This is a genomic window from Streptomyces hygroscopicus (genome assembly GCF_026168105.1).
GTDB lineage: Bacteria > Actinomycetota > Actinomycetes > Streptomycetales > Streptomycetaceae > Streptomyces > Streptomyces hygroscopicus_D.
Genome location: NZ_LBMW01000002.1, coordinates 40,071 through 53,181 on the forward strand (window position 1 = coordinate 40,071; position 13,111 = coordinate 53,181).

A 13,111-nucleotide genomic window follows, 5' to 3' on the forward strand; every position below is an offset into this window, starting at 1 on the left:
CCGCTTCCCGTGTCCTACGCGGCGGACGCGCCTTCCTGCTCCGCCTCGATGCGCGCGTTCCACTCACGCTTCGACGCCTGCCAGCCGTCCTCGTTGTGCCCGAGACGCCAGTAGCCGGAGATCGAGAGGTTCTCGCGCGGAATCTGGCGCTCGACGCGCAGCAGCCGGCGCAGCTCCTTCACAAAGGCGGCCTCGCCGTGCACGAACGCGTGCACCCGGCCCTCGGGGAAGTCCAGCGTCCGCACCGCCTCGAGCAGCGCCGCACCGACCGGCCGGTCCCCGCGGTGCAGCCAGACCACGTTCACATCGGAGTCGATCTTCTGCTCCTCCTCGGGCCCGGGCACCTCCACGAAGGCGCGGGCCTCGGCGCTGTCGGGCAGTGCCTCCAAGGCGGCCGCGATCGCGGGCAGTGCGCTCTCGTCCCCCGCGAGCAGATGCCAGTCGGCGCTCGCGTCCGGGGCATAGGCGCCACCGGGGCCCATGAAGCGCACGGTCTCGCCCGGCCGGACACGCACCGCCCACGGTCCGGCGAGGCCCTCGTCGCCGTGGATCACGAAGTCCAGGGTCAGCTCGCGGTGTTCGGGATCCCAGGCGCGCACGGTGTACGTCCGCGTCACCGGCCACTGGTCGCGCGGGAACTCCTCGCGGATCCGCTGCAAGTCGAAGGGTTCCGGGTAGGTGACGCCCTCGGCCGGAAAGAGCAGCTTCACATAATGGTCGGTGCAGGTGCCCGCAGCGAAGTCGGCCAGACCCTCACCGCCCAGCACCACACGCTGCATGTGCGGAGTCAGCCGCTCCGTGCGGATGACCTGCGCGGAATGCGCCTTGCGGGCCCTGCCTGCCGGGCGCTCTGACATAACCGCCTCCCAGTTCCCATGCTTAGGTTTACCTAAGTTAGCACCTCCTAACAGTTAACACCCATCCCATGAGGAGTTGAGGGTCACTCGTCGCCGGAGCGGTTTCGGCCTTGCGTCGGCAGACCGTCAGGCGCCGAGCGTGGTGATCAGTCGCTGCAGCGACCCGCCCAGCCCCCAGTGGGTCGCCAGCGCCTCCAGGGCGGCCGGGTCGCGCGGCGCGTGCGGCAGTGCGGTGTCGACCTGTGGCAGCGGTACGTCGTCGGCGACCCGTACGACCCTGGCCGCGACGGCGACGTACGGCCGCGCCTCCTCGAGCCGTCTGCGCTGCGCCGGGGAAAGTTTCGCCTTCGGATCGTCGACCGCGGCCATGATCCCGGCCAGGTCCCCGAACTCGGCGAGCAGCTTCGCGGCCGTCTTCTCGCCGACGCCGGGTACGCCGGGCAGTCCGTCGCTCGGGTCGCCGCGCAGCAGTGCGAGATCCGCGTAACCCCTCCCGTCGACTCCGTACTTCTCGCGCAGGAACGCCTCGTCGGCGAACTGGAGCGTGCCCACGCCCTTGAGCGGATACAGCACCCGGACCCGGCGCGCGTCGTCGACCAGCTGGTACAGGTCGCGATCGCCGGTGACGATGTCGACCGGGCCCACCGCGCGCGCCGTGAACGTGCCGATCACGTCGTCCGCCTCGTATCCCTCGACGCCCACGCGCGCGATGCCCAGCGCGTCCAGGACGTCCTCGATGACCGGGACCTGCGGGGAGAGCGTGTCCGGCACCTCCTCTTCGTCCGGGCCCGCCTCGTGCTCCTCGGCCACGCGGTGCGCCTTGTAGGAGGGGATCAGTTCGACGCGCCAGTGCGGGCGCCAGTCCGCGTCCATGCAGGCGACCAGGTCGTCCGGGTGGTGGTCGCGGACCAGGCGGTCGATGAACTCGAGCAGCCCGCGCACGGCGTTCACGGGGGTGCCGTCCGGGGCCCGCACGGAGTCCGGGACGCCGAAGTAGGCGCGGAAGTAGAGCGAGGCGGTGTCGAGAAGCATCAGGCGTCGGGTCACCTTCCGCATCATGCCGTACGCCACCGACAGCGATCCGCCGGTGCCGGGTGGCCCCCCTCATGCGGCACCGTGAACGCCTTGTGCAAGGCGGGCCGGGTGCGTTTGCCGGTGTGGACGCGGGTGGCGCATCCCGGAGCGAGATTTGTTGCAAGTTCCACATTTTGTTGGGCGGCTCGGAGGCGGTGCGCCTGAGCCAGGAAGGGGCCGGTCGCCGTCGTGCTCCGGTCGCCGCACTGGGCCTGCGGTGAGTACCGGCTCACCAAGCGCGCCTTTCCGCTACCCCCAACTCACAAGAGGGATCGAGAGCTTCAGGATGGAGAGGCCGAACTGGGCAGCCTGGAGAGCGAGACGAGAACCGGCCGGGGCCAGGAAGGGGCCCCAGGTGCTCCGTGGCTCACGCGGAAAGGGGAAACGGCGGCGCGGATGACGCCGCAGTAATCCGCGGGCGGGCCGCACTCCGTACTGGCGTACGGGAAGGATCCGGACAACCCGATCGGGCGCACGACCACGCCCGTCCCCACGCTCCGCCGACCGGGGGGTGCCGAACACCGTTTCGGCGCCTCGGGGCCCTTTTGTGCTGCTGCCGGGTGCAGCCGGCTCGCCTGCGCGCCCGTCCGCACCGCCCGACCTGCACTCGAGGGCCCCCGTGGCCCCCGGCACCCCTCGCCCGATCGGGGTCACGCTCCGAGGCCGGTTTCCTGCCCCCTGGTCTGCCCCTTTCGTCACACCTGCGGGCGGCGTGCGCGGGGGAGGCGGGCGGCTCGTCCGGTGGCGCGAACCGTGGCCCTCACCACTCTTGTATATGACACCGATGTGACGGGCGCATGAAACGGTTTGCCGAACATGCGTAGGGTGCAGACAACTCAACAGAAGCAGTGCACCGATGAACCATCGGAATGCGGCGGCACGCCCGCCGGGCAGGGCAGCGGACCGACGAGCGAGGGAGGGAGCCGGAGCGATGGGCGACCACAAAGAACAGCCCCTTCGGGTGGGCGCGGCCGTCCGGCGGCGGCGCCGGGCGCTGGAGCTCACCCTTGCCGTCGTCGCCGAGCGCAGCGGCCTGTCGGTCCCGTTCCTGAGCCAGGTCGAGAACGAGCGGGCGCGTCCCAGCCGGCCCTCCCTCGAGCGGATCGCCGACGCCCTCGGCACCACCGCCGTCGAACTGCTCGCGGCGGCCGACCCGGCGTGCAGCGTGGACGTCCTGCGCGCGGACGACGAGGCGGTACCCCCCGGTCAGGCACGGGTGCGCCCTCTGGTCCGCGGTCACCATCAGCTGCATGCGATGGAGTTCATCGGGGATCACGACGAGGGACGCGAGTTCCAGCACCGCAACGACGAGTTGATGTACATCGTCGACGGCGCCGTCGAGGTCGAGGCGGAGGGCCGGGCGCAGCGGCTCGGGCGCGGTGACACGCTGTATCTGAGCGGGGGAGTGCGCCACCGCTGGCGGGCCACCGAGCCGGACACCCGGGTGATCGTGGTCGCGGTCGCGGACCACATCGAGGCGGTCGAGGACCCCTCGGGCCGGCGCTGAAGCTTTCGGGGCGTCCCTTCGGGGGCGTCCCTTCGGGTGCGGCGCGGGCATACTGATCGACATGACCGACAACTCCGGTCCCGCGACCGGCCCCTGGGAACGGCCGTCGTGATGCGGCTGGTCTCCCTCGTGCCGTCGCTGACCGAGGCCGTCGCCGTGTCGGTGCCGGGCGCGCTGGTCGGCGTCACCGACTGGTGCAGCCACCCGGCAGACCTCGACGTCGTCCGGATCGGCGGCACCAAGAACCCCAGGGTCGAGCGGATCGTCCGGCTCGCCCCCGACCTGGTGCTCGCCAACGAGGAGGAGAACCGCGAGCCGGATCTCGCCGCCCTGCGCGAGGCGGGCCTCGAGGTCCTGGTCACCGAGGTGCGGAACGTCCCGGAGGCCTTCCGCGAACTGGAGCGGGTCGTGGCCGTGTGCGGGGCCCCCTCCCCGCCGCGCTGGCTGGACGAGGCCCGCGCCGCGTGGTCCGGCCTGCCGGTGGCGGAGCGTCGCACGACGGCCGTCGTCCCCGTCTGGCGACGGCCCTGGATGGTGCTGGGCCGGGACACCTTCGCCGGGGACGTGCTGGCCCGGCTCGGCGTAGACAACCTGTACGCGGCGCACACGGAGCGCTATCCGCGCATCCCCCTGGACGAGCTGCGCGCGGCGGCCCCCGACCTCGTGGTGCTGCCCGACGAGCCGTACCGCTTCACCGCCGAGGACGGCCCGGAGGCATTCGGGGACACACCGTGCGCACTGGTCGCAGGACGCCACCTCACCTGGTACGGGCCGTCGTTGACCGAGGCTCCGCGCGTCCTCGCCGAGGCGCTGCGAGCAGGTCGCCACTGAGGACCCCCCGGCCCGTGCGGGCGGCGGCAACGGCCCAGGCGGCGACGAGCAGCGCGTACAGGAGAACCGCGAGCCCGGCGAGGACCACGAGCCCGGTCCGTCGGGCCAGCGCCTCCGCACCGGTGACACAGGTGCCCACCGGGAAGGTGAACGCCCACCAGGCCATCGTGAACCCCATCCCCCGCCGCCGGGCGCGCACCACCAGTGCCGCGGCGAGCGCCAGCCACAGCAGGGCGAACCCCAGCACCGGCACGCCGTAGAGCACCGCGAGAACGCCGTAGCCCCGGGCGTACGGGGCCGGTACGACGCTCGCGGACGTGCCGACGGCGGTGGTGGACTGGCCCAGGGGGCCGAGGACCAGGAACAGGGTCGGGGTGAGGGCGAGCGGCAGCGGGCCCGCGGTGATCAGTCGGGCCAGGATCAGCGGCAGCGTCACGAGTGTGGCAAGCAGCGAGATCCCGAACATTGCGGAGCAGGCGAGCAGCAGGCTCTCCCGCGGCTGGCCGGCGGGCAGATGCGGGACCAGCAGCGGGCCCTGGGCTGCCGAGACCATGGGGGCGACCAGCGGCAGCAGCCAGACGGGGGTGGCCTCGCCCAGCTCGATGCGGTGCGAGGCGATCATCAGATACGGCACCCCGACGGCGGCGACGAGTCCCACGACGGTGCCGGCGGTGAAGAGGACGGCGTCCAGGACGACGGCCGGGCCCGTACCGGTCCAGTCCCGGCCCACGGCCAGGGCGCCGCCGCCCACGGCCAGCAGGGCCATGGCGAGGCAGCCGTAGAAGGGGGCCACGGCGGGGTCGAGGAGATGGGCGCGGGCCTGGTCGCGATGGTGGATCCAGTGCAGGGCGCGAGCGCCGAGAAGGACCGCGAGAGCAGCCGCCGAGAGCGCCCAGACGGCCGCGCAGACGGTACGCAGCCCGGGTATGTGCCCGGCGCCGGGCAGACCGGCGCCGGCCGTCGCCACGATCGCGGTGCCCATCACGGAGGCGTACCAGTTCGGGCCGAGGTGGCGGACGACGGGGGCACGCCGTGGGCGGGCGGCGCGTGCGAGGGGCTGGGCTGCGATGACCATGGAAAGCACGCTTCCGCGGGGGCGCCGTTCCCACCAGGGAGTACGTGTCTATGGGGGCATAAGCTGTCCTTATGAGCGAGGGCGGAGACGAGGCATATCCGCGCGGTGGTCTGGCGCACCGGGTGCCGGATCTGGGCGCGCTGGAGCTGCTGCTCGCCGTGGCCCGGCTGGGCAGTCTGGGGCGGGCCGCGCGGGAGCTGGGGATCACCCAGCCCGCGGCCAGCAGCCGGATCCGGTCGATGGAGCGGCAGCTGGGTGTGGCGCTGGTGGACCGGTCGCCGCGGGGCTCGCGGCTGACCGACGCGGGGGCGCTGGTCACGGACTGGGCGCGGCGGATCATGGAGGCGGCGGAGGCCTTCGACGCGGGGGCCCAGGCGCTGCGGGGGCGGCGGGATTCGCGACTGCGGGTGGCGGCGAGCATGACGATTGCGGAGTACCTGCTGCCGGGCTGGCTGATCGCGCTGCGCGCGCTGCGGCCGGACACGGCGGTGTCGCTGCTGGCCGGGAACTCGGCGGCGGTCGCCGAACGCCTGCTCGCGGACGAGGCGGACCTGGGCTTCGTGGAAGGGCTGTCCCTGCCCGCGGGCCTGGACGGGGCCGTGGTGGCCCACGACCGTCTGATCGTGGTGACGGCACCGGGGCACCCGTGGGCACGCCGCCGGGGGCCGCTCTCGGCCGGGGAGCTGGCGTCCACCCCGCTCATCCTCCGGGAGGAGGGCTCGGGCACCCGCCAGGTGCTGAACGCGGCCCTGGGCGGCCTGGCCCGCCCGCTGCTCGAACTGTCCTCGACGACGGCGGTCAAGGCGTCCGCGGTGAGCGGCGCGGGCCCGGCGGTCCTGAGCGAACTCGCCGTGGGGGAGGAACTCGCATCCCGTCGTCTGGTGAGCGTGCCGGTCGAGGGCGTACGGCTGGACCGGGAGCTACGGGCGGTGTGGCGCACGGGCCACCGCCCGACGGGGCCGGGACGGGAACTGCTGGGGCTGACGCGGGGGTAACGGGAACTGCCGGAGCCGACCCCGGGGTTGGGCGAGCGGCTAGCCGGCCGCCGCCCGGATCAGCGCCCTCATCACCCGCATGTCCTCTCCCATCTCCGGATGCCACTGGACGCCCAGCACCCAGTCCCCGGACGGGAGTTCGATCGCCTCCACGGTGCCGTCCGCCGCGTACGCGGACGGCACCAGACCCCGGCCGAGGCGGTCCACGGCCTGGTGGTGGTAGGTCGGTACGGACGTCTCCTCGGGGACGGCACCGGCGTACCGGGTGCCGGGCACCGGCGTGACCGGGTGCCGGCCGAAGACCCCGACGGCCTCCGCGTGCCCGTCGATGTGCTGCACGAGCGTGCCGCCGAGGGCGACGTTCAGCAGCTGCATACCGCGGCAGATGCCGAGCAGCGGGGTGCCGGACGCCAGCGCCGCCTCGATCAGGGCCAGTTCCCAGGCATCGCGCTCCGGCGCCGGACGTCCGGTCCTGGAGGAGCGCTCCGCGCCGTAGCGGGAGGGGTCGACGTCCGGTCCGCCCGCGATCACCACGCCGTCCAGCCGGGCCACCGTCGCCGCGGCGCGGGCCGGATCGTCCGGCGGCAGGAGTGCGGCGAGCCCGCCGGCCCGCTGCACGAGCAGGGGATAGCCTGCCGGCAGCAGCGCCGCGTCCAGCTCCCAGATGCCCCAGCGCGTCCCGGCCTCCAGATACGTACTCACACCGATCAGCGGTCGTCCGGTCATGCGGGCCTCCCCGGGTTCCAATGGATCCCCCTCGTACCTTTGCATGGCGTGCTCACGCCAGGAACCCCCGCAGCAACGCCGCCGTTCCCGCGCAGTGCTCCCGCATCATCTCCCGGGCCCCGTCCGCGTCCCCGTCGAGCACCGCCTCCACCAGCGCCTCGTGCTGGCGCTGCGAGTGCTCCAGGTTCCGCACCAGCAGCGGGATGCAGTCCAGCAGGTCGTTCACCGTCGCCCGTACGGCCGCGTACTGCCCCGTCAGCGACGGCGACCCGCACAACTCGGCCAGCGTGAGGTGCAGCAGCGTGTCCAGCCGCCGGTACTCCGCGAGCGGCGCGTCCTGGGTGCGCGCCAGCGCCTCCCGCAGCCGCTCGGCCTGCTCCGCGGTGAGGCCGTGCGCCGCGCACAGGCCCGCCGCCCCCACCTCCAGCACCTCACGGAAGCGCAGCACGTCCTCGATGTCGACCTTCTCGATACGCCGACGCAGCTCGTCCTCGCCGCCGACGTCGATGCGCGGCCGCACGAACGTGCCGCCGTACCGCCCGCGGCGCGACTCCACCAGACCCTGGTCCTGGAGCACCTTCAGCACCTCGCGCAGCGTGACCCGGCTGATCCCCAGCCGGTCCGCCAGCTCCCGCTCCGCGGGCAGCCGCTCACCGCCCGGCACCAGCCCGAGGCGGACGACCTGGAGGATCTGCTCCAGTGCCTCCTCGAAGCCGTTGCCGGCCCGCACGGGCCGCAGGACCGGCGTCAACCGATCCCGCGGGCCGCCGAAGCCGTCCTCGGTTTCCGCCTGCGACATCTTGCCGCGCCCCCTTCCCAAGCAATGGTTCTCGGAAATACCTTATGACTCTCGGCGGACCTAAGGAGACCTCCCGTGGCAGACCGCACACCCCCGCTCGGTATCGAGGAGCTGCATGCCCTCGTCGCGGGCGGCGAGATCGACACTGTCGTCCTGGCCTTCCCCGACATGCAAGGGCGCCTCCAGGGCAAGCGGTTCGCCGCACGTTTTTTCCTCGACGAGGTGCTGGAGCACGGCACGGAGGGCTGCAACTACCTCCTCGCCGTCGACACCGAGATGAACACGGTCGACGGCTACGAGATGTCCTCGTGGGACCGCGGCTACGGAGACTTCGCCCTGCACCCGGACCTGAGCACACTGCGCCGGGTGCCGTGGAACGAGGGTACGGCCATGCTCATCGCCGACCTGGCCTGGGCGGACGGTTCGCCCGTGGCCGCCGCGCCCCGCCAGATCCTGCGCCGCCAGCTCGACCGACTCGCCGCCCTCGGGCACACCGCCCGGGTCGGCACCGAGCTGGAGTTCATCGTCTTCAAGGACACCTACGAGCAGGCCTGGGACGCGAACTACCGGGGACTGACCCCGGCCAACCAGTACAACGTCGACTACTCCGTGCTCGGCACGGGACGGATCGAGCCCCTTCTGCGCCGCATCCGCAACGAGATGGCGGGCGCCGGTCTCACCGTGGAGTCGGCCAAGGGCGAGTGCAACCCCGGCCAGCACGAGATCGCCTTCCGCTACGACGAGGCCCTGGTCACCTGCGACCAGCACGCGATCTACAAGACGGGCGCCAAGGAGATCGCCGCCCAGGAGGGCGTCTCGATCACCTTCATGGCCAAGTACAACGAGCGCGAGGGCAACTCCTGTCATATCCACCTCTCCCTCGCGGACGAGCACGGCCGGGGCGTCATGGCCGGCACGTCAAGCGAGCCGGGCGGCATGTCGGAGGTCATGCGGCACTTCCTCGCCGGGCAGCTCGCCGCTCTGCGGGACTTCTCGCTGCTGTACGCCCCCAACATCAACTCCTACAAGCGCTTCCAGCCGGGCTCCTTCGCCCCGACCGCGGTCGCCTGGGGGTACGACAACCGAACCTGCGCCCTGCGGGTCGTCGGCCACGGCCGCTCGCTGCGCTTCGAGAACCGGCTGCCCGGCGGCGACGTCAACCCGCACCTCGCGGTCGCCGGGATGGTCGCGGCCGGACTGTACGGCATCGAGCAGAAGCTGGAGCTGCCCGAGCCGTGCCCGGGCAACGCCTACACCGCCGCGTACGAACATGTGCCCACCACGCTGCGCGAGGCTGCGGAGCTCTGGGAGAACAGCCCCATCGCCAAGGCCGCCTTCGGTGACGAGGTGGTCGCGCACTACCGCAACATGGCCCGCGTCGAGCTGGCCGCCTTCGACGCCGCGGTGACCGACTGGGAGCTGCGCCGCTCCTTCGAACGCATGTGAGAGGTCTTCCCTTGTCCGACCAGCACGAGCTGCAGGTACTCAATCCGGCCACCGAAGAGGCCGTCGCCACCGTTGCGGCCGCCACGGCGGCCGACGTCGACGCGGCGGTCACGCGGGCCGCGAAGGCGCAGACCCGGTGGGCCGCCCTCGCGCCCGGCGATCGCGCCAGGCTGCTGCGCCGGTTCGCGGTCGCCGTCGACGAACACCTCGAAGAGCTGGCGCAGTTGGAAGTACGGGAGGCCGGGCACGTCATCGGCAACGCCCGCTGGGAGGCGGGCAACGTCCGTGACCTTCTCGAGTACGCGGCCGGGGGAGTGGAGCGACTGACCGGTCGTCAGATCCCGGTCCCGGGCGGGCTGGACATCACGATCCTCGAACCGCTCGGCGTCGTCGGCGTCATCGCGCCCTGGAACTTCCCGATGCCGATCGCCGCCTGGGGCACGGCCCCGGCGCTCGCGGCGGGCAACGCGGTGATCCTCAAGCCCGCCGAGACGACCCCGCTCACGGCCCTGCGCCTGGCCGAGCTGGCGCTGCACGCGGGGCTGCCGGACGGGCTGTTCCAGGTGCTGCCCGGCCTCGGACCCGTGGCGGGCAACGCGCTCGTCGAGCACCCGGGCGTGGCGAAGATCGTCTTCACCGGGTCGACCGCCGTGGGCAGACAGGTACTGGCGAAGGGCTCCGCCCTTCTCAAGCGCGTCACCCTCGAACTCGGCGGCAAGAGTCCCAACATCGTCTTCGCGGACGCCGACCTGGACGCCGCCGCGGCCGCCGCCCCCATGTCCTTCCTCGACAACTCCGGCCAGGACTGCTGCGCCCGCACCCGAATCCTGGTCCAGCGCTCCGCCTACGACCGCTTCCTCGGCCTCCTCGCCCCCGCCGTCGAGTCCGTCCTGGTCGGCGACCCCGCGGACGAAAACACCCACATGGGTCCGCTGATCTCCAAGTCCCAGCTGGACCGCGTCCGTTCGTACGTCCCGGTCGACACGCCCGGCATCCGTGGCAAGGCTCCCGAAGGCCCCGGCTTCTGGTTCCCGCCCACCGTCCTCACCGATGTCGACCCGCACGCGCGCGTCGCCGTCGAGGAGGTCTTCGGCCCTGTCGCCGTCGTCCTGCCCTTCGAGGACGAGGCCGACGCGATCCGCCTCGCCAACGACACTGCGTACGGGCTCTCCGGCTCCATCTGGACCCGCGACGTGGGCCGGGCGCTGCGTGTCTCGGGGGCCGTCCGCGCCGGCAACCTGTCCGTCAACTCCCACTCCAGCGTCCGCTACTGGACCCCCTTCGGCGGCTTCAAGCAGTCGGGGATCGGCCGCGAACTCGGCCCGGACGCCCTGACCGCCTTCACCGAAACCAAGAACGTCTTCATCAGTACGGAGGGCCCCGCACAGTGACCGCACCCAGCGAAGACATCGTCTGCCGCCGGCTCGTCGGCCGTACCGCCGTCATCACCGGTGCCGGCAGCGGCATCGGTCTCGCCGCCGCACGCCGGCTCGCCGCCGAGGGCGCCCACGTCGTCTGCGGCGACGTCGACGAGACCCGCGGCAAGGCTGCCGCCGAGGAGGTCGGCGGGCTGTTCGTGAACGTCGACGTCACCGACCCCGAGCAGGTCGAAGCGTTCTTCAAGGCCGCGTACGACGCCTACGGCTCCGTCGACATCGCCTTCAACAACGCGGGCATCTCACCGCCCGACGACGACTCCATCCTGGACACCGGCCTGGAGGCCTGGAAGCGGGTCCAGGAGGTCAACCTGACCTCCGTCTACCTGTGCTGCAAGGCCGCCATCCCCTACATGCGGCGTCAGGGCAAGGGCTCCATCATCAACACGGCGTCGTTCGTGGCCCGGATGGGCGCGGCCACCTCGCAGATCTCGTACACGGCATCCAAGGGCGGTGTGCTCGCCATGTCCCGCGAACTGGGTGTGCAGTTCGCCCGGGACGGCATCCGGGTCAACGCCCTGTGCCCCGGGCCGGTCAACACCCCGCTCCTGCAGGAGCTGTTCGCCAAGGACCCCGAACGGGCCGCCCGCCGTCTGGTCCACATCCCGGTCGGGCGGTTCGCGGAGGCCGAGGAGATCGCCGCGGCGGTCGCGTTCCTCGCCAGCGACGACTCCTCGTTCGTGAACGCCACCGACTTCCTGGTGGACGGCGGGATCTCCGGCGCGTACGTCACGCCTCTGTAGCGGGGCCACGGCACGCGCGGCACCACCTGGAGCGGCGGGGGCGAGCGGCACGCCGCCCCCGCCGGGCCGGTGCCGCGCCCCGTCGTAGCCGCTCACCGAAGGCCCGTGGACGGGCGTCACAGGAACGTGCGCCCCTCGCCGCGATACGTCGGCACGGTCGCCGTGACCTTGTCGCCCTCCACCAGGTGCAGCGCGTCGAAGCGCTCGCACAACTCGCCGGCCTTGGCGTGCCGGAACCACACCTTGTCACCGATGAGGAGGTCGTCGGCGGGCGCGCCCAGCAGCGGCGTCTGCACCTCGCCGGGACCCTCCTGGGGGTCGTACTCCAGTCCCTCGGGCAGATACGGGACGGGCAGCCGGTCGCGGCCCGCGGCGCCCGACGCCGGATAGCCGCCGCCCAGCACGGTCACCACCCCGACACCCGGCCTGCGCACGACCGGCTGGGCGAACAGGGCGGCCGGACAGCCGTGGAACGAGGTGTAGTTGTCGAACAGCCTTGGTACGTACAGCCCCGAGCCCGCCGCTATCTCGGTCACCGCGTCCTCGGCGGCGGTGTACTGCACGCTGCCCGTCCCGCCGCCGTTGACGAACTCCAGGTCCGGCGCCACGGCGCGGACGGCGCGCACCACTTCGGCACGCCGCGACGCGAGCTCCCGGCGCGCCGCGGCCTGCATCAGCCGGATCGCCCGTGAGCGCACCGGACGCCCGGCCACCGCGTCGCCCACCCCGGCCACATGACCCTCGTACGCCATGATCCCCACCAGCCGGAAACCCGGCGTGCGCGCGACCGCGCGGGCCAGCTCGGCGACTTGAGCCGGGGAGCGGAGCGGGGAGCGGCGCGCGCCGACGCGGACGCGCCCGCCGAGCAGCACCAGGGACGTGTCCAACTCCACGCAGACACGCACCACTTCGGTGCCGCCCCGGCGGGCGTCGTCGACGAGCCGCAGCTGGGCGGGGTCGTCGATCATCACCGTGACGGCGGCGGCGAGCTTGGGGTCGGCGGTGAGTTCGGCGAAACCCTGCCGGTCGGCCGACGGATAGGCGAGCAGCACGTCGTCGAACCCGGAGCGGGCCAGCCACAGGGACTCGGCGAGCGTGAACGACATGATGCCCGCGAACCCCGCACGGGCCAGGACGCGTTCGAGCAGGACACGGCAGCGGACGGACTTGCTGGCGACGCGGATCGGCTTGCCGCCGGCCCTGCGGAGGAGGTCGTCGGCGTTCGCGTCGAACGCCCCCAGGTCCACGATCGCCAGCGGGGCGTCGAGGTGTTCGGTGGCCCGGTCGTAGCGGGCGCGGTCTGCGGCGCGGGCAGTCATGAACGCAGCGTGCCAGATGCGATTACCGCAGGGTAGGGGGACGTTCCGGGCAGATGCCCCGGTGCCGCGGACTGGTTCCCGTTCGAGGGGCATCAACCCGTAGAGTGACGCGGACGTGGGAAGCGGTGGCTCCGCCCGGGCGCGTACGCCCGGGATGGGTATCCGCCCGCGCGGGTATGCCTGCCAGGACGGGCGGCGCGTCCCGCACCACGCGTACCGGCCGCTCCGCAGGGGCGGTCGGACACCCCGGCGGACCCGGGGGCGGCCCGGCACAACGAAACGGGGGGAGCATGAGCACGGAAG

General features: G+C 72.6%; 12 protein-coding genes. 6 read left to right on the plus strand and 6 right to left on the minus strand.

Annotated features, from left to right (window positions below):
- Positions 1–14: 14 nt before the first annotated feature.
- Both AAW14_RS02515 and AAW14_RS02520 read right to left on the minus strand, forming a co-directional pair.
- Positions 15–857, minus strand: a complete 843-nt coding sequence (locus tag AAW14_RS02515; protein ID WP_265559353.1) for a siderophore-interacting protein — start codon at positions 855–857, stop codon at positions 15–17.
- 126 nt (positions 858–983) lie between these two features.
- Entirely contained in the window at positions 984–1,913 is a 930-nt protein-coding gene (locus tag AAW14_RS02520) for a 5'-3' exonuclease (RefSeq protein ID WP_265559871.1), read from the minus strand.
- 949 nt (positions 1,914–2,862) lie between these two features.
- Here AAW14_RS02520 and AAW14_RS02525 point away from each other — a divergent pair.
- Together AAW14_RS02525 and AAW14_RS02530 are read left to right on the plus strand one after the other, a co-directional pair.
- Positions 2,863–3,438: a helix-turn-helix domain-containing protein gene (locus AAW14_RS02525; protein WP_265559355.1), complete on the plus strand. Its 576-nt coding sequence runs from the start codon at positions 2,863–2,865 to the stop codon at positions 3,436–3,438.
- A gap of 111 nt (positions 3,439–3,549) precedes the next feature.
- Complete coding sequence (locus AAW14_RS02530; protein ID WP_265559873.1) at positions 3,550–4,269, plus strand: helical backbone metal receptor; 720 nt, start codon at positions 3,550–3,552, stop codon at positions 4,267–4,269.
- Here AAW14_RS02530 and AAW14_RS02535 read toward each other — a convergent pair.
- Positions 4,196–5,344, minus strand: a complete 1,149-nt coding sequence (locus tag AAW14_RS02535; RefSeq protein WP_265559357.1) for a TDT family transporter — start codon at positions 5,342–5,344, stop codon at positions 4,196–4,198. The two genes, AAW14_RS02530 and AAW14_RS02535, sit on opposite strands and share 74 nt — an antisense overlap.
- Positions 5,345–5,415: 71 nt before the next feature.
- Here AAW14_RS02535 and AAW14_RS02540 point away from each other — a divergent pair, with 71 nt between their 5' ends.
- Positions 5,416–6,339 carry a LysR family transcriptional regulator gene (locus tag AAW14_RS02540; RefSeq protein WP_265559359.1) on the plus strand — a complete coding sequence of 308 codons (924 nt, stop codon included), beginning with the start codon at positions 5,416–5,418 and terminating at the stop codon, positions 6,337–6,339.
- Between the two features lie 39 nt (positions 6,340–6,378).
- On the opposite strand, the gene AAW14_RS02545 is transcribed toward AAW14_RS02540, so the two are convergent.
- Together AAW14_RS02545 and AAW14_RS02550 are read right to left on the minus strand one after the other, a co-directional pair.
- Positions 6,379–7,065: a gamma-glutamyl-gamma-aminobutyrate hydrolase family protein gene (locus AAW14_RS02545; RefSeq protein ID WP_265559361.1), complete on the minus strand. Its 687-nt coding sequence runs from the start codon at positions 7,063–7,065 to the stop codon at positions 6,379–6,381.
- Between the two features lie 52 nt (positions 7,066–7,117).
- Entirely contained in the window at positions 7,118–7,864 is a 747-nt protein-coding gene (locus AAW14_RS02550; protein WP_265559363.1) for a FadR/GntR family transcriptional regulator, read from the minus strand.
- Between the two features lie 75 nt (positions 7,865–7,939).
- On the opposite strand from AAW14_RS02550, the gene AAW14_RS02555 reads away from it, so the two are divergent.
- The 3 genes from AAW14_RS02555 to AAW14_RS02565 are packed head-to-tail and all read left to right on the plus strand — an operon-like array spanning position 7,940 to position 11,489.
- Positions 7,940–9,310 carry a glutamine synthetase family protein gene (locus tag AAW14_RS02555; RefSeq protein ID WP_265559365.1) on the plus strand — a complete coding sequence of 457 codons (1,371 nt, stop codon included), beginning with the start codon at positions 7,940–7,942 and terminating at the stop codon, positions 9,308–9,310.
- A gap of 11 nt (positions 9,311–9,321) precedes the next feature.
- Positions 9,322–10,701, plus strand: a complete 1,380-nt coding sequence (locus tag AAW14_RS02560) for an aldehyde dehydrogenase family protein (protein WP_265559367.1) — start codon at positions 9,322–9,324, stop codon at positions 10,699–10,701.
- A complete protein-coding gene (locus AAW14_RS02565; RefSeq protein WP_265559369.1) occupies positions 10,698–11,489 on the plus strand; it encodes a 3-oxoacyl-ACP reductase in 792 nt (263 codons plus the stop codon). The genes AAW14_RS02560 and AAW14_RS02565 overlap by 4 nt, the downstream gene beginning before the upstream one ends.
- A gap of 116 nt (positions 11,490–11,605) precedes the next feature.
- Here the strand turns inward: AAW14_RS02565 and AAW14_RS02570 are convergent, their stop codons facing one another.
- On the minus strand, positions 11,606–12,808 hold the full coding sequence (locus tag AAW14_RS02570) for an amino acid deaminase/aldolase (protein ID WP_265559371.1): 1,203 nt from the start codon (positions 12,806–12,808) through the stop codon (positions 11,606–11,608).
- Positions 12,809–13,111: the final 303 nt, after the last annotated feature.

Excerpts from the sequence above, each read along its gene's own strand:
- AAW14_RS02515 (WP_265559353.1), bottom strand. The coding sequence starts at position 857 with ATGTCAGAGCGCCCGGCAGGCAGGGCCCGCAAGGCGCATTCCGCGCAG.
- AAW14_RS02520 (WP_265559871.1), bottom strand. The coding sequence starts at position 1,913 with ATGCGGAAGGTGACCCGACGCCTGATGCTTCTCGACACCGCCTCGCTC.
- AAW14_RS02540 (WP_265559359.1), top strand. The coding sequence starts at position 5,416 with ATGAGCGAGGGCGGAGACGAGGCATATCCGCGCGGTGGTCTGGCGCAC.
- AAW14_RS02525 (WP_265559355.1), top strand. The coding sequence starts at position 2,863 with ATGGGCGACCACAAAGAACAGCCCCTTCGGGTGGGCGCGGCCGTCCGG.
- AAW14_RS02535 (WP_265559357.1), bottom strand. The coding sequence starts at position 5,344 with ATGGTCATCGCAGCCCAGCCCCTCGCACGCGCCGCCCGCCCACGGCGT.
- AAW14_RS02530 (WP_265559873.1), top strand. The coding sequence starts at position 3,550 with ATGCGGCTGGTCTCCCTCGTGCCGTCGCTGACCGAGGCCGTCGCCGTG.
- AAW14_RS02545 (WP_265559361.1), bottom strand. The coding sequence starts at position 7,065 with ATGACCGGACGACCGCTGATCGGTGTGAGTACGTATCTGGAGGCCGGG.
- AAW14_RS02570 (WP_265559371.1), bottom strand. The coding sequence starts at position 12,808 with ATGACTGCCCGCGCCGCAGACCGCGCCCGCTACGACCGGGCCACCGAA.
- AAW14_RS02550 (WP_265559363.1), bottom strand. The coding sequence starts at position 7,864 with ATGTCGCAGGCGGAAACCGAGGACGGCTTCGGCGGCCCGCGGGATCGG.